Source organism: Caulobacter sp. 73W, from assembly GCF_041021955.1.
Classification (GTDB): Bacteria; Pseudomonadota; Alphaproteobacteria; order Caulobacterales; family Caulobacteraceae; genus Caulobacter.
In genome coordinates this window covers 2,549,901-2,567,109 of the sequence record NZ_CP158375.1, presented here as the reverse complement: position 1 = coordinate 2,567,109, position 17,209 = coordinate 2,549,901, and the positions used below count along the sequence as shown (strand labels likewise).

Annotated in this window: 10 protein-coding genes; 5 read left to right on the top strand and 5 right to left on the bottom strand. The window is 68.2% G+C overall.

Annotated features, from left to right (window positions below):
- Positions 1-20 precede the first annotated feature (20 nt).
- Entirely contained in the window at positions 21-1,148 is a 1,128-nt protein-coding gene (locus tag ABOZ73_RS12020; RefSeq protein ID WP_369058386.1) for a fumarylacetoacetate hydrolase family protein, read from the bottom strand.
- A 75-nt stretch (positions 1,149-1,223) separates the two neighbouring features.
- A complete protein-coding gene (locus ABOZ73_RS12015) occupies positions 1,224-2,270 on the bottom strand; it encodes a LacI family DNA-binding transcriptional regulator (protein ID WP_369058385.1) in 1,047 nt (348 codons plus the stop codon).
- A gap of 338 nt (positions 2,271-2,608) precedes the next feature.
- Here ABOZ73_RS12015 and ABOZ73_RS12010 point away from each other — a divergent pair, with 338 nt between their 5' ends.
- The 3 genes from ABOZ73_RS12010 to ABOZ73_RS12000 all read left to right on the top strand — a co-directional run bounded on the left by ABOZ73_RS12010 (position 2,609) and on the right by ABOZ73_RS12000 (position 7,716).
- Positions 2,609-5,497: a TonB-dependent receptor gene (locus ABOZ73_RS12010; protein WP_369058384.1), complete on the top strand. Its 2,889-nt coding sequence runs from the start codon at positions 2,609-2,611 to the stop codon at positions 5,495-5,497.
- 99 nt (positions 5,498-5,596) lie between these two features.
- Entirely contained in the window at positions 5,597-6,826 is a 1,230-nt protein-coding gene (locus ABOZ73_RS12005) for an SGNH/GDSL hydrolase family protein (protein ID WP_369058383.1), read from the top strand.
- Positions 6,823-7,716, top strand: a complete 894-nt coding sequence (locus tag ABOZ73_RS12000) for a polysaccharide deacetylase family protein (protein ID WP_369058382.1) — start codon at positions 6,823-6,825, stop codon at positions 7,714-7,716. Before ABOZ73_RS12005 ends, ABOZ73_RS12000 begins: the two co-directional genes overlap by 4 nt.
- A 132-nt stretch (positions 7,717-7,848) precedes the next feature.
- Here ABOZ73_RS12000 and ABOZ73_RS11995 read toward each other — a convergent pair whose 3' ends face one another.
- Entirely contained in the window at positions 7,849-10,008 is a 2,160-nt protein-coding gene (locus tag ABOZ73_RS11995) for an alpha-glucuronidase family glycosyl hydrolase (protein ID WP_369058381.1), read from the bottom strand.
- 175 nt (positions 10,009-10,183) lie between these two features.
- Between ABOZ73_RS11995 and manD the strand changes: the two genes are divergently transcribed.
- Both manD and ABOZ73_RS11985 read left to right on the top strand, forming a co-directional pair.
- Positions 10,184-11,395, top strand: a complete 1,212-nt coding sequence (gene manD, locus ABOZ73_RS11990) for a D-mannonate dehydratase ManD (RefSeq protein WP_369058380.1) — start codon at positions 10,184-10,186, stop codon at positions 11,393-11,395.
- 92 nt (positions 11,396-11,487) lie between these two features.
- Positions 11,488-12,231, top strand: a complete 744-nt coding sequence (locus ABOZ73_RS11985; RefSeq protein ID WP_369058379.1) for a FadR/GntR family transcriptional regulator — start codon at positions 11,488-11,490, stop codon at positions 12,229-12,231.
- 1 nt (position 12,232) lies between these two features.
- Here the strand turns inward: ABOZ73_RS11985 and ABOZ73_RS11980 are convergent, their stop codons facing one another.
- Together ABOZ73_RS11980 and ABOZ73_RS11975 are read right to left on the bottom strand one after the other, a co-directional pair.
- A complete protein-coding gene (locus ABOZ73_RS11980) occupies positions 12,233-14,806 on the bottom strand; it encodes a glycosyl hydrolase 115 family protein (RefSeq protein WP_369058378.1) in 2,574 nt (857 codons plus the stop codon).
- The gene (locus ABOZ73_RS11975; protein ID WP_369058377.1) at positions 14,806-17,208 is read right to left on the bottom strand and encodes a glycoside hydrolase family 3 N-terminal domain-containing protein; all 2,403 of its coding nucleotides are present in this window, start codon (positions 17,206-17,208) and stop codon (positions 14,806-14,808) included. The genes ABOZ73_RS11980 and ABOZ73_RS11975 overlap by 1 nt, the downstream gene beginning before the upstream one ends.
- Position 17,209 lies beyond the last annotated feature (1 nt).

Here is a 17,209-nt window from a genome sequence, read left to right as displayed (position 1 = left end):
CTTGGAAATGGATCATCGCCTTAGGCCTTGAGCAGACCGCGGGCGGCGAGATTACGCATCAGGTCGCTGATGCCGAAACGCCAGGCCGGCGCGTCCTTGGAGAAGACGACCTCGTTCTCCAGCACGCCCAGCAGGGGGCTGGAGATACGGACGACATCGCCGACCTTGTGGGTGAAGCCCTTGCCCGGCGCGTCGCGGTCCTGGGTCGGGGCGAACAGGGTGCCGAGGAACAGGGCGAAGCCATCCGGATAGTGATGCTCGCTCATGGCCTGGCGGACCAGCTCGGCCGGGTCGCGGCTGATCTGATCCATGAAGCTGCGCCCCTCGAGGATGTAGCCCTCCGGGCCGGTGATCTTCAGGTCGACCTGCGCCTTGCGCACATCGTCCAGGGTGAAGCCATCGTCGAACAGGCGGATGAACGGGCCGACGCCGCAGGCGGCGTTGTTGTCCTTGGCCTTGCCCAGCAGCAGGGCGCTGCGGCCCTCGAAGTCACGCAGGTTGACGTCGTTGCCCAGCATGGCCCCGAGGATGCGGCCGTTGCCGTCGACCACGACCACGACCTCGGGCTCGGGGTTGTTCCAGGCCGAGTCCGAACGGACGCCAACCTTGGCGCCATGGCCCACCGAGGACAGCACCGGCGCCTTGGTGAAAATCTCGGCGTCGGGGCCGATGGCCACTTCCAGGTATTGCGACCACAGGCCGTCGGCGATCAGGGCGGCCTTCAGCTTGGCCGCGCCTTCCGAGCCGGGAACCACCGAGCGGATGTCGGCGCCGACGCGCTCGCTCAGCGCATCGCGGATGGCTTGGGCGGCGCTGGAGTCGCCCCGGGCGCGCTCTTCGATGACGCGCTCGACGGCCGAGACGGCGAAGGTGACCCCGGCCGCCTTGACGCATTGCAGGTCGACTGGGGAGAGCAGCGGGTTGGCCGCGAAGTCGAAATCCTCGACCGGACCCAGATCGAGGCCGGCCGGGATCGCGCCGGTCCAGCCGGTCAGCAGGTCCGAGGTCGTGGGGGCCGTGGCCGAGACGTCGCGCAGGCGGCCCTCGACCACCAGGACGGGGGTCGGGCCTTCCGGCAGCTGGAGGCGACCAACCAGCAGGGCGGCGCTCAGGTCAGCGGGCAGGGCGCTGAGAATGGGGGCGGTCATGTATGCGGCCTCGGCTGACTGTTACCGGTATCAAACTTAGATGGTCTGATCGCGTGATGAAAATAGGTCATCGCATCAGTCCTTCGGGCGAGAGTCGGACTGGCGTCGGATCAGGGTGAAATCCAAAAGGGTGCGGCGGCGCTCCGTTAGCTCGCCGGACCGCCGGGCGCGGATCTCTTCGATCAGCGTCGTGACCGCCTCGCGCGACATGTCGGCGATGGGCTGGCGGATGGTCGTCAGTTCAGGCCAGATCGTGGTGGCCAGAGCGCTGTCGTCAAACCCGCAGACCGTCAGGTCGCGCGGCACGTCCAGGCCCAGGCGATGAGCGACGGCGACCGTCGCGGCCGCCATGTCGTCATTGCTGGCGAAGATCGCGGTCGGCGGACTCGCCAGACCGAGCAACTGATCCGCCGCCTCGAGGCCCGAGCGGTAGGTGAAGTAGCCCTGGGTCACCAGCGCCGCGTCGGTAGGCAGGCCGGCCCGCGCCACGGCGGTCAGGTAGCCCTCGTAACGCTGGGCGCTGGCGGTCTGGTTGGGGTGGCCCTTGATGAAGCCGATGCGGCGGTGGCCCAGGTCGATGAGGTGCTGGGTCATGGCCTCGGCGGCGGCACGGTCGTCGATACGCACGGCCGAGGTCGAGGCCGCCGGATGGCCGGTCGCCACCGCCACGGCCGGGGTGCGCGACTTGGCCAGGGTCTGGAGCACAGCTTCGGAGTCGCAGATGGGCGGCGGCAGGATGATCCCGTCGACACCCATGCCCACCAGCTTTGCGGCGGCTTCGGCCTCGCCGCCCTCTTCACAACGCTCGATGATCAGCTGGGCGCCGCTGCGGCTGGTCTGCTCCATGCCGCCGACCAGGAACTCGCTGAGATAGGCGGCCGATGGGTTGCTGTAGAGCAAGCCGATGCGGACCAGCTCGGCGCTGGCCAGGCTGCGGGCGGCGGGGTTGGGGGCGTAGTTCAGGTCGCGGATCGCAGCGGTCACCGTCTCACGCGTGGAGTCGCGGACGCTCTTCTCGCCGTTGATCACACGCGAAACCGTCATCGGGGAGACGCCAGCCTGACGGGCCACGTCGCGGATCGTCGATCCGCCCCCCTGACGACGGGCTACCTTCTGCTGCACCCTGTTCCTCCGACCAGAACGCGATGAAACGCGCGTCCCCGCTTTTGTCGCTTCCTGAGCGGGACGCGCAAGGCGGACCTTCGGAAGACTGCTTGATCAGACCAGAACCACGAAGCGAACGGAACCGCAAGCCCCGTGGTCTGACCAATCAGCAAGACACTGTTAGACCAACTTGACATCCAAGAACTGACCTAGTACCGCTTTTGATGTGACCGGTACCATTTGGCGGGGCTCGCAGAGGTCCTCTGGAATGGCGCAGCGGGAGCGCAGGGAACAAGGCTCCTGGGCCGGCCCGCATAAACAAAAAGCGCCTCAGAGCGCGCACAAGGGGACGAAACATGCGTACTTCGAACCGCAGGATAATTGCGCGTGCAAAGGCGGCGCTACTCGGAGCGACCTTCCTCAGCGGGGGTCTGACCTCCGTCGCTTTCGCGCAGGCCGAGCCGGCCAATGACTCGACCGTTGAAGAGGTCGTCGTCACCGGCTTTCGCGGAGCCCTGATCAGCTCGACCAACGCCAAACGCGAATTGGTCGGCTTCAGCGACTCCATCTTCGCCGAGGACATCGGCAAGTTTCCCGACCTGAACCTCGCCGAGTCGCTGAACCGGATCCCCGGCGTTCAGCTGACCCGCGAGATCAACGGCGAAGGCCTGAACGTCTCGGTTCGCGGCCTGGGCACCAACTTCACCAAGGTCCTGCTGAACGGCGCGCAGATCGCCGTCGCCTCCTCGGGCCGTACGGACTTGCAGAACCAGAACCGCGAAGTCGACCTCGACCTGTTCCCCACCGAACTGTTCACCCGTCTGGACGTGAACAAGACGCCGGTGGCCAGCACGGTCGAAGGGGGCGTGGCCGGCGTGGTCAACATGCGCAGCGCCCGTCCGTTCGACTACAAGGACCGGCAGATCACCTACTCGCTGCAAGGCAGCTACAACTCCATCGCTGAAAAGGTGACGCCGCGCGGCTCGCTGATCATGAGCGACACCTGGGAGACCGGGATCGGCGAGGTGGGCGTCCTGGCGGGCGTGGCCTTCGTCCGCAACAAGAGTTGCACCGACGGCTTCGAGACCATCGGCTGGACCAACGCCAATCTGACCTGCCCCGGATGCAACACCAACGGCGGCAATGGCTTCAACTTCGCCAGCACAGTTCCGGCAGGCGTGACCAGCAACGGCCTGGTCCCCGGCTCGGCGATCACCCCGGCTGTGCTGCAGTCGCTGAACCCGGGCACCAGCCTGGTCCAGCTTTCGGACGGCCTGATCCCGCGCCTCGGCCGCGAGTTGGTCAGCTATGGCGACCGGGACCGCAACTCGGCCCTGCTGTCGCTGGAATGGCGTCCGAACGACAAGCTGAACTTCTACTTCGACACCCTCTACGGGAAGGCGAACCGGGAGTTCCAGCGGATCGACATGAACTGGATCGTCCGGAACTCCAACGCCATGGTTCCGGTGGGGGTTCAGGTCGACAGCAACAACATCGTCACCAAGGGCACCTTCCTCAACTCGCAGTTCTTCCTCGAGTATCGCCCGTATGACGAAGAGGTGGAGTTCTACAACTTCAACCCGGGCGGCACCTGGCGGCCGAACGACTGGCTGCGCGTCGACGCCCAGGCCAATCTGAGCCGCTCGATCTTCTTCCGCGAAGCGCCGACGGTCCTGATCAACTCGCCCTTCACGACGGTCGAGTACGACAACACCTCCGGGCCCTACCCCTCGATCAAGAGCTCCCTGGATCTCAACAATCCGAACGTGGGCTGGCAGTGGGCCGGCGGGCGCGTGAACATCCAGAATGAGAAGCGCGTCACCTCCAACAAAGGCGCACGCATCGACGTCACCTTCGGCGCCGAGGACGGCGTCAACGTGCGGGCTGGCGTGTCCTATGACGACGTGGGCCGGACGATCCAGGCGCTGGACAACAGCGCGCGCTGGCAGCAGGCGGTCTGCGGCGGCGGCGGCATCACCCCGACCGGCGCTCTGCCGACGCCGGCGGCGCCGTGCAACGGCCAGGCCGGCTCGCTGATCCCGCAGTCGGCCCTCGCCGGCTACATCGTGCCCGGACCGACGAACTTCATCACCTTCGATCCGCGGATCATGGAGGCGGCGCAGTTCGACGCCTATAATAGCGTCGCGCCGTTCACCGCCTCGGCGGCCACGGGCGCGGCCTCGGGCCTGGTCGGTGAGAAGACCAAGGGCGCCTATATCGAGATCAACGGCCTGACCCAGGTCCTCGACCGTGACCTGCGCTTCAACGCCGGCGTCCGCTACTACGACACCAACCAGCTGATCGAAGGCCCGCAGACCGTGAACGGCGTCCTGTCGTTCCTGTCCCGCGAGACCGACTACGACGGCTTCCTGCCGGCGTTCAACGCGGTCTGGCAAATCCGCGACAACATCAATGTGCGCTTCGCCGCGTCGCGGACGATCACCCGCGCCAACCCCAGCGCCATGCTGCCGGGCACGGTGTTCAGCGACCCGTCGGCCCAGAACGCCACTCAGGGCAACCCGGGCATCCAGCCGTACATCTCGAACAACTTCGACATCGGCGGCGAGTGGTACACGGGCGGCGAGGGCTATATCGGCGTCGCGCTGTTCACCAAGGAGATCACGGGCTTCACGGTCCAGGGGAACACCACCATCCCCTTCAACCAGCTCGGCATCGCCTTCGACCAGCTGACCCAGCTGCAACAGCAGGCGATCACCAACCGCGGCGGCCCCGACGCCGCCACCGTGACCGTGACCCAGCAGATCAACGCCAACGGCATCCTGACCATCGACGGCGCGGAAGTGACCTGGGTCCAGCCGCTGGACTTTCTGGTCGAGGGCGCGGGCTTCACCGCCAACCTCACCAAGATCGAACAGCGCGGCCGGGGCACCGGCGCCCCCGCCGTGGCGGTGGGCATCTCGCCCTGGACCTACAACGTCACGGGCTACTACGAGCGCGGCCCCGCCTCGATCCGCCTGTCCTACGTCTGGAACGACGCCCAGATCTCGTCGGGTCCGAACCAGAACAGCGTCCCGGTCGCCCAGCTGCGCACCGACGATCGCGGCCAATGGGACCTGTCGGCCTCGTACGAATTCGACTGGCTGCCCAGCCAGCCGCGCGTGACCTTCGACGTGATCAACATCACCAACGAGGCGCAGCGCAGCACCTTCGAATGGGATAACGCGGCCTTCACCTACTACAAGCCGGGCACGACCTTCCTGCTCGGCGTCCGCGGCAAGTTCTAGCCGCCCCCAACTCCCTACTCTCCCCTTGCGGCGCGCCCTTCCCCGGGTGCGCCGTTTTTTCTTGGGGAGAGGCGCAATCCAAGGATCAATGGAGCCGTCATGACCCTCGACCGCCGCTCCCTTCTCGCCCTTGCCGCCGCGGCCCTCGCCGCGCCCCCCGCCCAGGCCGCGCCTCAGGCTTCGCGATGGGTCGGCGCCTGGGCCAGCGCCCAGCAGATTCCAGAGCCGCACAACGCGCTCGATCCCGCCGACCTGACCGACGCCACGGTGCGCCAGATCGTGCGGCTGATGATCGGCGGGACGAAGCTGCGGTTGAAGCTGTCCAACCGCTTCGGGACGCAGCCGCTGGCGTTCAGCGCCGTGCATGTGGCGCGCGCCCTGGCCCTCGGCTCGGCCGCCATCGAGGGCGACCGCCCCCTGACCTTCGACGGCCAGTGGGACGTGATCATTCCGGCGGGGGCGGAGTATGTCTCCGATCCCCTGGACATGCCGACGCCCGCCCTGTCGCATCTGGCGGTGACCTTTCACCTGCCGGCCGCGCCGGCGGTGCAGACCAGCCACCCCGGATCGCGGACGACATCGTTCGTGGCCAAGGGCCGCCGGGTCGGCGACGCCGACCTGCCCGACGCCAAGCGGGTGGCGCACTGGTACCAGCTCGCCGGGGTCGATGTGCTGGCCGGCCCGAAGGCTGCGGCCGTCGCCATCATCGGCGACTCGATCACCGACGGCTTCGGGGTGACGCCTGACACTCACGGCCGCTGGCCCGACCGGCTGGCGGAGCGGCTGCAGGCCTCGGCCGCCACGCGCCATCTGAGCGTGCTGAACCACGGCATCGGCGGCAACCGCATCCTCAACGACGGACTGGGGCCGAACGCCCTGGCGCGGTTCGATCGCGACGTCCTGAACCAGACCGGCGTGCGGTATGTCATTGTGCTGGAGGGGGTGAACGACCTGGGCACCCTGACTCGCGACGCGCCGGCCACGCCCGAGCAGCACGACGCTCTGGTACGCCGAATGATCGGCGCCTACCGCCAGATGGTGGAGCGCGGCCGGGCCCGAGGCTTGAAGATGATCGGGGCGACCATCCTGCCCTACGGCGCTTCGCCCTATTACCATCCGGACGCCCGCAACGAGGCCGACCGCCAGGCGGTGAACCGCTGGATCCGCACGCCGGGAAACTTCGACGCCGTGATCGACTTCGACGCCGCCCTGCGCGATCCGGCGCGGCCGGAGCGGCTGCGGACCGACCTGGACAATGACGGGCTGCATCCCTCGCTGGCGGGGTACGTCTTCATGGGCGACGCCGTGCCGCTGGGGCTGTTCCGGTGAGGCGTCTGCTGCTGGGGCTGGCGGCGTCGCTCTGCGCCTTCGCCTCCCAGGCCCAAGAGGTCGCCCTGACCTTCGACGACCTGCCGGCTCATGCGGCCCTGCCTCCGGGCGAGACGCGGGTGGGCGTGACGGCCCGGCTGATCGCCGCCCTGGCCGACGTCGGCGCCCCGGCCATGGGCTTCATCAACGGCGTGCAGACCGAGCACGAGCCGGACTCGGCGCCGGTCCTCGACCTGTGGCGGGCGGCGGGCCAGCCCCTGGCCAACCACACTTGGTCGCACATGCGGCTTGACGATCACTCCGTGGCCGCGTTCGAGGCTGACATCGCCCGCAACGAGCCGATGCTGAAGCGCTTGATGGGCGGCGAGAACTGGCGCTGGCTGCGCTATCCCTACCTGGCCGAAGGCAAGACGCCGGAGCAGCACGCCGAGGCGCGGCGGATGCTGGCCAAGCGCGGCTATCGCGTGGCTGGGGTGACCCTGGATTTCGGCGACTGGGCCTACAACGATCCCTATGCGCGCTGTGTCGCCAAGGGCGATGAGGCGGCGGTCGCCGAGCTGGAGGCCCGCTACATGGCGGCCGCCGAGGCCAGCCTGACCTATGCGCGGGAGCTTTCAAGGGCGGCGCTGGGGCGGGAGATCCCCCTGGTCCTGCTGCTGCACGCCGGGGCGTTCGATGCGCGGATGATGCCGAGGTTGCTGGCCCTCTATCGGTCGAAAGGGGTGCGGTTCGTGAGCCTGGAGGCGGCGACGCGGGACGCGTTCTACGGGCCGGACGCGAAGCCGTCGGGGGACGCGCCGACCACGCTGGAGAACACGGCGAAGGCGAAGGGCGTGGCGGTTCCAGCGCAAGGCTGGAGCGTGGCGGGGCTGGACAGGGTTTGTCGATGAAATCTCTCCCTTCTCCCTCGATGGGAGAAGGGCCGGGGATGAGGGTGATGCTGCGGTTGGGTCAGCGCGGCGGAAATTCAGCTGTCACCCTCACCCTCGGTCCCTCTCCCATCGAAGGAGAGGGAGGCTTCATCATATCCCCGGCGCTTCCGGGAAGCTCAGCGCCTCGTAATACGACAGCGGCTTCGGCGGCGGCGCGTAGCCGGTCGGGAGCGGACGCTGGGAGAAAGTCTGGAAGTAGGCGATGGAGGCGTCGCGCCACCATTGGGCTTCCTTCTCCTGGATGCCGAGGAAGGTCGCGACCTGGGCGTGGCGCTGCGGGTCCACATAGGGCGCCAGGCTGGCCCAGGTGTTGCGCATGGCGGTGACCTCGGCGACGCCGCCGGTGTAGCGGACGACCATCTCGTCCCACAGGGTGCGGCCGGAGCGGACACGGTAGTCCCACGGCAGGTGGTGGAACCAGAGCAGGTCCTTCTCGTCGATCTTCTTCACGTCCTCGAACCCAGCGGCGACCTGCGGGGCGTACTGGGCCGTCGCCTTGCTGCCGGTGGCGACGGTGCGGTCAAAGCCGATCCCGGCCTTGTCGGCGCGGTGATAGTAGACGGAGGTCCAGTCGGCACGCTCGCCGCCCGCGACCCAAGGACCGGGGCCGTAGTGGTGGCTGCGGGCCATCAGGTGGTGCAGGCCCAGCGGGGTCATGTAATCGACCACCGCCTCGCGCGAGCCCATCATCATGTCGACGGTCGGCTTGAGGAAGGCCTGGTCGTTGGAGAAGGTCTGGCGCACCCATTCGTCGGCGACGTCGCGGGTCGACAAATAGGGATCCCAGGCCAGGCGGCCGAAGACGTACCAGTTGGCCTGGTCGAAGTCCGAACCCGACCAGTTGCGGTCCGTGCCGATGTTGGCGACGCCGACCATGCCCGAGCGCTTGTGGCCGAACAGGGAGCCGTCGATGACCTTGGCGACGGTCGAGCCCTTGCCCCGGCGCCAGGTGTCGGCGCGGAGGGTCTCTTCGTACATGGAGCCGAGATAGGCCAGGTGGGTGGCGAAGCCGAGGTATTCCTTGGTGATCTGAAATTCCATGGCGAGCGGCGTCTTGGGCGTCGCCCCGAACAGGGGGTGGAAGGGCTCGCGCGGCTGGAAGTCGATGGCGCCGTTCTTCACCTGGACGATGACGTTGGCGGCGAACTTGCCGTCCAGGGGGACGAACTCGTCATAGGCCTGCTTGGCGCGGTCGTCGGGCTGTTCGTGGGAGTAGACGAAGGCGCGCCAGATCACCTCGCCGCCGTGAGGGGCCAGGGCCTCGGCCATCATGTTGGCGCCGTCGGCGTGGGTGCGCTTGTAGTCCTGGGGACCGGGCTGCCCCTCGGAATTGGCCTTTACGGTGAAGCCGCCGAAGTCGGGGATGTAACGGTAGATCTCGTCGGCCTTGGCCTTCCACCAGGCGCGGACCTGGGGATCGAGCGGGTCGGCGGTCTTGAGGCCGCCGATCTCGATCGGGGCGCTGAAGCGGGCGGTCAGATAGACCTTGACGCCGTACGGCCGGAACACGTCGGCGAGGGCCGCGGCCTTTTCCAGATAGAGGGGCGTCAGGCTGAGGGCGTTGGCGTTGACGTTGTTCAGGGTCGTCGCGTTGATGCCCAGCGAGGCGTTGGCGCGGGCGTAGTCGACGTAGCGCGGGTCCTTCCAGTCCGGCAGCTTGTGCCAGTCCCAGATCGACTGGCCGGAATAGCCGCGCTCCACCGTGCGATCGAGGTTGTCCCAGTGGTTCAGCATGCGCAGCGCCACCTTGGGCGCGGAGACGATGTCGACCTTGTCCAGGGGCTGGCGGGTCTGGATCAGGCGCAGATAGGCGAACGTCCCGTAGAGGACGCCGATGTCGGAATTGGCGGCGATGACCGTGACGCGCGCGCCGTCGATGCGGACGCCGCGGATCAGGTAGCCTTCGCCCCCGGCCTTATCGAGCGGCAATTTCAGACCGGCGATGACAGTCGAGGATTTCGGCGTGCCCAGCACCACGGCGCCGTCGCGAAGGGTCGGCGAGACGGCCGGCGCGGCGCCCAGCAGGCCCGTGAGGCCTCGGGTCAGTTCGGCTTGGGCGGCGTCGAGGGTGGGAGAGGCGGAGCCGGCGACCACCGTCGTGGCCAAAGGCTGGTAGCGGGCGCGGGCGGCTTCCTCCACCGGGCGGTAGCGGAGCCACAGGTCGTAGCCGTCCTCCGCATGGGCGGCCGGCGCCAGGACGGCGGCGGCGAGCAGGACGATCAGACCGCGCAGGAACGCCGGCATTTGCATGGGAGCCTCTTTCCAACCCTGGACGCGCCCGCCTTCGAAAACTCGACAAGCGTCATTGCCCTTCCCCTACAACGCCGAAACGCAGAGGTCGAGACACCGAGACAATATTGGTCAGACCTCTAGGTTGACAACCTCCGCGCCGAAACCGATACCGGTATCAGTGAAGGACGCACCCATGCTCAAGATTATCGCCGCCAAGGTCATCGTCACTTGCCCTGGCCGCAACTTCGTCACCTTGAAGATTGTCACGTCGGATGGCGTGTACGGGATCGGCGACGCGACCTTGAACGGGCGCGAGCTGGCGGTGGCGTCCTATCTGACGGATCACGTCATCCCCTGCCTGATCGGGCGGGACGCCCACCAGATCGAGGACATCTGGCAGTACCTGTATCGCGGGGCCTACTGGCGTCGGGGGCCGGTTACCATGTCGGCCATCGCCGCCGTGGACATGGCCCTGTGGGACATCAAGGGAAAGGTCGCGGGCCTGCCGCTGTACCAGCTGCTGGGCGGCGCGTGCCGCACGGGGGTCATGGTCTATGGCCACGCCAACGGCCAGACGGTGGAGGAGACCCTCGACAACGCCGCGCAGTACGCGGCGGAAGGGTACAAGGCGATCCGCCTGCAGACCGGGGTGCCGGGCCTGAAGGGGACCTATGGGGTCTCCAAGGACAAGTTCTTCTACGAGCCGGCGGACAGCGACCTGCCCACCGAGAACCTGTGGTCGACCGAGAAATACATGCGCACCGTGCCGGGCCTGTTCGAGGCGGCGCGGGAGAAGCTGGGCTGGGACGTCCACCTGCTTCACGACGTTCACCACCGCCTGACGCCCATCGAGGCCGGGCGGCTGGGCAAGGAGCTGGAGCCCTATCGTCCGTTCTGGATGGAGGACGCCACCCCGGCGGAGAACCAGGCCAATTTCCGCCTGATCCGCCAGCACACGACCACGCCCCTGGCCGTGGGCGAGATTTTCAACTCGATCTGGGACTGCAAGCAGCTGATCGAGGAGCATTTGATCGACTATATCCGCGCCACGGTCGTCCATGCCGGCGGGATCACCCACCTGCGCCGCATCGCCAGCTTCGCGGCCATGCACAATGTGCGGACCGGCTGCCACGGTGCGACCGACCTGTCGCCGGTATGCATGGGGGCGGCCCTGCATTTCGACCTGTCGGTTCCGAACTTCGGCGTCCAGGAATACATGCGCCACACGGCCGAAACGGACGCGGTCTTCCCCCACGCCTACACCTTCGCCGACGGGATGATGCATCCGGGCGAGGCGCCGGGCCTGGGCGTGGACATCGACGAGGCCTTGGCGGCCAAGTACCCCTACAAGCGCGCCTACCTGCCGATCGCGCGGCGGGAAGACGGGTCGATGCACGACTGGTGAGGCCCGTCGGACGAACCGGCGTTCGCATTGGCGGCGACTGGAAAGCTGACCTATGCTAGCGGGAGTCATCTTACCTCGCTCCGGCCCCGACCATGACCGCCAGCAACAAGCTCTATCGCCGCATCGCCGACTCCATCGCCGAGGAGATCGAGGGCGGAAACTACAAGGTGGGCGACCGCCTGCCGACCGAGCGTGAGCTGGCCGAGCAGTTCGGCGTCAGCCGACCCACCCTGCGCGAGGCGATGATCGCGCTGGAGATGCTGGGCATGGTCGAGGCCCGCCACGGGCTGGGCATCTATGTGACCGGCGGCGCGCGACCGATGACCACCTCCTGGGATTTCGAAATCGGCGCCTTTGAGCTGATCGAGGCCCGCCGCCTGTTCGAAGGCGAGGCCGCCGCCCTGGCCGCCACCACTATCGACGAGGAAGACCTGGCGGAGCTGGAGCGCCTGCTGGCGCTGATGACCTCCCAGGAAGAGATCAAGGGCGAGGACGCCGACCGCGACTTCCACCTGCTGATCGCGCGGGCCACGGGCAACGGGGCCATCGCCGCCACGGTCGAGAACCTGTGGGAGCTGCGCAACCGCTCGCCCCTGGCGCGCAACATCCTGGTCCGGGCCCGCGGCCTGGGGCTGGAGCCGCGCGCGGCCGAGCACCAGCGGGTGCTGAACGCCCTGCGCGCCCGAGACCCGGTGGCCGCTCGCCAGGCCATGCGCGACCACCTGGAACGGGTGATCGAGCACCTGCTGCACGCCACCGAGACCGAGGCCCTGCAGAAAGCCCAGCAGGAGACCAAGGCCCGCCGCAGCGCCATCGCCAAGCGGGTGGCGATCTAGCCTAGCGGGCCGCGACGCCCAGATAGGACGCCGGGGCCGGCCGCGTTCCGGCCACGACCTTCTGCAGCACCACATTGTCGTCGAGGCGCCAGACCTTGACCACATGCGCGCCGGCGGCGACGGCGGGGAAGCTGGCGCGCACTACGCGTGCGTTGTCCATCACCGCCTTGTTCCAGTCGCGCTGCTGCTGGGTGCGGGTGTCAGTGGGCGCGGGGATCAGGCTGTCGGTGATCACCTGCATCGGCCCGTCATCCAAAGAAACGCCTATACGCAGCTGATTGCGGCCGGTGGGGTCCAGGGTCGGCGACAGGTGCAGCTCCACCGCCAGATCGCCGGTCTCGGCCACGGGGATGGCGTACTCCAGGCGCACGCCGTCGGCCTGGGTGGTGGCGGGGCGGCCCTGCGGCAGGGCGACGACGGAGCCCTTGGTCCGGCCGAGGTGCGGCACGACCTTCCAGTCTAGCCCGGCGCCGCCGACGGCTCGGGTGAAGTCCGGAGCCTCCACGGCGACGACGCCGGGAGCGAACGGCGGGGTCGGCCTGGCGAAGACCAGGGCCTTCGGCGTTCCGCCCACGCGGGTGACGGCGGGCATCACATCGGCGGGCGGCTGCTGCCAGTTGGTGTAGCCGAAGTGGGTCTGCAGCATCATGCCGTCCCACTTGCCGCCGTTCAGGGCGTGATAGGCGGCGGTGATGGCTTTGTCCGCTTTGAAGGCGGCTTCGACCTGGTCGGCGAACAGGTCGGCGCGGGCGTCGCCCTTGGCCGCTAGGCGATGATTCCAGGCGGCGGCGTAGTAGAGCTCGTACAGGTTCGACATGGCCGCCACCGGATGCTCGACCAGCTGGAAGAAAGCGTCCGACTGGGCGGGCGTGATAGACGCCTTCACCCGCGCGACATCGGCCTTCAGGGCGCGCCACTCGTCGACCATGACCCCGAACTCACCCCCATCCAGCGCCTCCCCGTCGGGGCCGAGGGGGAAGCTGTCGGCGGTGATCAGCTCCGGCTTGCGGCGGCCGGCGAGCTGGCCGTAGCGGGTGAGGATGGCGCCGATCTTGGCGGCGTGGGCCGGGCCGAACGCCTCGCGCGCCCAGGTCTCCGGATAGCGGGCCAGGGCCTCGGGCGTCATGGCTTCGGGATTCCAGGCCTGCTTCATGAAGAAGCTGAGCGGGAACTCCATGGGCTTGATGTCGCCGACATTGACGATCCACAGGGCCCGCGCGCCCTTGCGCCAGGCGAGGTCCATCTGCTGCCAGGTCTTCTCGTTCTGGACGGTGTTGAGCCACTTGTAGTTCCGCGGCGCCCCCACATAGTCGAAGTGGTAATAGACGCCGTAGCCAGCGGCCCGCTCGGGGTCCGTGGTCGGCAGGCGGCGGACCTGGCCCCAGTTGTCGTCCGCGAACAGCAGGATGACGTCGTCGGGGACCTTCATGCCCCGGTCGTAATAATCCTGCACCTCCTTGTAGAGGGCCCAGACCTGGGGCGTCTTCTCGGCCGGCTCGCCGGTGACGTCGGCGATGATCCTGCGCTGGTCGGCGACGATGTTCTCCATCAGGCCGATGGCGGTCTCCTCGCCCATGGCCTCGTCGCCATCGCCGCGCATGCCGATGGTGACCAGGTTCTCGTAAGGCTGGCCGTCGCCCATGGACATCATCCGCTCGACGCCGCCGCGCCAGAACTCGCGCAGCTTGTCGCCGTTCCTGGCGTAGTCCCAGGCGCCGCCTTTGAAGCGGCTCCATTCGTCGTGGGCGCGGGTCAGGGGCTCGTGGTGCGAGGTCCCCATGACCACGCCCATCTGGTCGGCCGCCACCTTATTCTGCGGATCATCAGCGTTGAAGGCGCGCGGCTGCCACATGGCCGGCCACAGGTAGTTGCCCTTCAGGCGGAGCAGCAGCTCGAAGACGTGGGCGTACATCTTCGCGTTGGGGCCGCCGAACTTGGTCTTCGACCAAGTCCCGAAGGCCGGGTCCTCGTCATTGATGAAGAAGCCGCGATAGCGGACCTGGGGCTGGTCGCGGCGATCGCCGGGGGTGACGAAGACGTTCGACTTCCGCTCGGTCGGCACGTCGGCGAACCAATGCCAGGGCGAGACGCCGATCTTCTCGGACAGGTCATAGGCGCCGAACACCGCGCCGCGACGGTCGGAGCCGACGATCACCAGGGCGCGAGGCACGCCGGGGAACGGCCGCTCGACCACGATCTGGCGATAGGCCTCCCACTGGCCGGCGAGGTCGTCGGCCTTGATCTTTCCTTTGCGGACCAGAGCGTCGATCACGGGGCTCGCGCCGCGCACGCCGATGACCACGAGGTCGCCGCTGGCCGCCGCGATGTCCGTCACGCGGGGCGCGGCGTGGCCGCTGACCCGCTGCAGGTCGGCGGCGAAGCTGTCGGCCACGTGGCGCACCGCCGGATCGGCGCCCGCATCCACATAGACCCCCGCCGCCTTGCCGGCGCGGATCAAGGGAAAGCTGCCGCCGCCGTCCTTGGCGCAGACCGAGACCGGCGCCGCGCAGGCGCGCGCCAGGGTCGGGGACATGGCGACAGCCATGACCCCGGCGATCAGAAGCGCGCGAAACATCAGGCCACCGTCAGGGTCGTCGACTTCAGGTCCACGGAGTTGGCGCCGGCCATGATGGTGAAGGCGCCCGGCTCGACCACGCGCTTCATCTCCAGGTTCCAGAACCACAGGTCCGAAGGCGCGATCTCGAAGGCGACCGTGGTCTTAGCGCCGGGCGCCAGGGTGACGCGCTGGAAGTGCTTCAGCTCCAGCAGCGGACGGGTGACCGAGGCGGCCACGTCGCGGACGTAGAGCTGGACCACCTCGTCGCCGGCGCGCTTGCCGGTGTTGGTCACGTCGACCTCGACGCGGACCTTCTCGCCCATGGCGATCCGGCTCTTGGCCAGGCGCGGGGCGGAGACGTCGAAGGTCGTGTAGCTGAGGCCGAATCCGAACGGATAGAGCGGGGTGACATCACCCAGCAGGTAGCCCCGGCGGGCCGTGGGCTTGCGGTTGTAATAGATCGGCAGCTGGCCGACATCGCGGGCGATGCTGACCGGCAGCTTGCCGCCCGGATTGGCGCGGCCAAACAGGATGTCGGCGGCGGCGAAGCCGGTCTGCTCGCCCAGATACCAGCCCTCGACAATGGCGTCGGCGCGCTCGGCCAGCAGGTTGATCGACAGCGGACGGCCGTTGAGCAGGAAGACGATGGTCGGCTTGCCCAGATCGAAGATCGCCTTGGCCAGGTCGTTCTGCTGGCCGATCAGGTCCAGGCTGTCGCGGTCGCCCAGATGATTGTCGGCCCAGGCCTCGCGGCTGGTCTGCTCGTTGTCGCCGAGGACCATGATGACCACGTCGGCCTTCTTCGCCGTCTCCACCGCCTCGGCGATCAGCTTGGCGTTCACCGCCGGGTCGACCAGCTTGACCACGTCGCCCGACCAGGAACGGCTCTCGGTGATGCGGACGGCCTCGGCGTAGTCGAGCTGGAACTTGCCCTTGGCCTCGGCCTGCAGCCCTTCGAGGATGCTGACCACATGGCGCGGGATATCGGAATAGCCCCCGATCGGCGTGTCGCGCGCATGGGTGCCCAGCAGGGCGACGCGGCCGACCTTGCCTGCATCCAGCGGCAGCAGGCCCTTGTCGTTCTTCAGCAAGACCACGGACTTGCGGGCCGCTTCGCGCGCCAGGGCGACGGAGGCCGGGGTCGCGGTCTTGGCTTCGGCGGTCTTCTCGTCCGCATAGGGGTTCTCGAAGAAGCCGCCCTCGAACTTCATGGTCAGGACGCGGGCCACGGCGGCGTCGACCTGGGCGTGAGGGATGCGGCCGGAGCGCACGAGCTCAGGCAGCAGGGCGTAGGCCTCGCCGTCCGGCAGCTCCACATCGACGCCGGCGTTCATGGCCATCACCGCCGTGTCCGACAGCTGGTCGGTCAGCTTGTGGCGGCTGATCAGCTCCTTGATGGCGAAGTAGTCGCTCTGGACCGAGCCTTGGTAGCCCCACTCCTTGCGCAGGATGTCGGTCAGCAGCCAGCGGTTGGCGTGGGACGGCACGCCGTCGATCTCGTTGTAGGAGGGCATGACCGAGCGCACCGGCAATTCGCTCACCGCCCGTTCGAACGGCGGGAAGAAGTTCTCGCGCAGGGTGCGTTCGGCGATCTGGGCCGGGCCGACATTGGTGCCGTTCTCCGGCTGGCCATGGCCGGTCATGTGCTTGAGGGTGACGAACACCTTGTCGGGCGCCAGCGGCAGGGTCTTGCCCTGGAAGCCGCGGATGGCGGCCAGGCCCATCTCGGCGCAGACATGCGGGTCCTCGCCGAAGGTCTCCTCGATGCGGCCCCAGCGCGGGTCGCGGGCCACGTCGACGACGGGGGACAGGGCCATGTTGGAGCCCCGGGCCCGCATCTCGCGCGCGGCGCAGGCGAAGACCTGCTCGACCAGGGCGGTGTCGAAGCTGGAGGCCAGCGCGATGGCCTGGGGGAAGCTGGTGGCGTCGCGGGCCACATAGCCGTGCAGGGCCTCGTCGTGCATCAGCATGGGAATGCCGAGGCGGGTGTTCTCCATCGACCACTTCTGGGCGGCGTTGATGTAGCGGGCGGTCTCGGGCGCGTTGCGGTTGACGGCGTCGGCCTCGGCCCCCGCGGCGGCGCCCACCACCGACGGCGGCTTGATGCCGCGACGGTCGGACGGACGGGAGATCTGGCCCAGGCCGTGGGGGAAGTTCTTGGTCGCATTGGCCGGCGAGAAATCGCCCACGTCGTTCTGGATATTGGCCTTGGTCAGCCAGATGCCGATCAGCTGAGCGGCCTTCTCCTCCAGGGTCATGCGGCCAAGCAGATCCTTCACCCGCGCGTCCACCGGTTGGCGGGGGTCTTTATAGAGCGGCGCCGGCGCGGCGAGGGCGCGGGGGCCGACGGCGGCGACGGTCAGGGCGGCGAGGCTGACGCCCAGATGGCGGCGGGTCATGGTCATGGGACGGGTCTCCATC

Coding starts and splice junctions, on each gene's coding strand:
- ABOZ73_RS12010 (WP_369058384.1), top strand. CDS start 2,609: ATGCGTACTTCGAACCGCAGGATAATTGCGCGTGCAAAGGCGGCGCTA.
- ABOZ73_RS12020 (WP_369058386.1), bottom strand. CDS start 1,148: ATGACCGCCCCCATTCTCAGCGCCCTGCCCGCTGACCTGAGCGCCGCC.
- ABOZ73_RS11985 (WP_369058379.1), top strand. CDS start 11,488: ATGACCGCCAGCAACAAGCTCTATCGCCGCATCGCCGACTCCATCGCC.
- ABOZ73_RS11995 (WP_369058381.1), bottom strand. CDS start 10,008: ATGCAAATGCCGGCGTTCCTGCGCGGTCTGATCGTCCTGCTCGCCGCC.
- ABOZ73_RS12005 (WP_369058383.1), top strand. CDS start 5,597: ATGACCCTCGACCGCCGCTCCCTTCTCGCCCTTGCCGCCGCGGCCCTC.
- ABOZ73_RS11980 (WP_369058378.1), bottom strand. CDS start 14,806: ATGTTTCGCGCGCTTCTGATCGCCGGGGTCATGGCTGTCGCCATGTCC.
- manD (WP_369058380.1), top strand. CDS start 10,184: ATGCTCAAGATTATCGCCGCCAAGGTCATCGTCACTTGCCCTGGCCGC.
- ABOZ73_RS11975 (WP_369058377.1), bottom strand. CDS start 17,208: ATGGAGACCCGTCCCATGACCATGACCCGCCGCCATCTGGGCGTCAGC.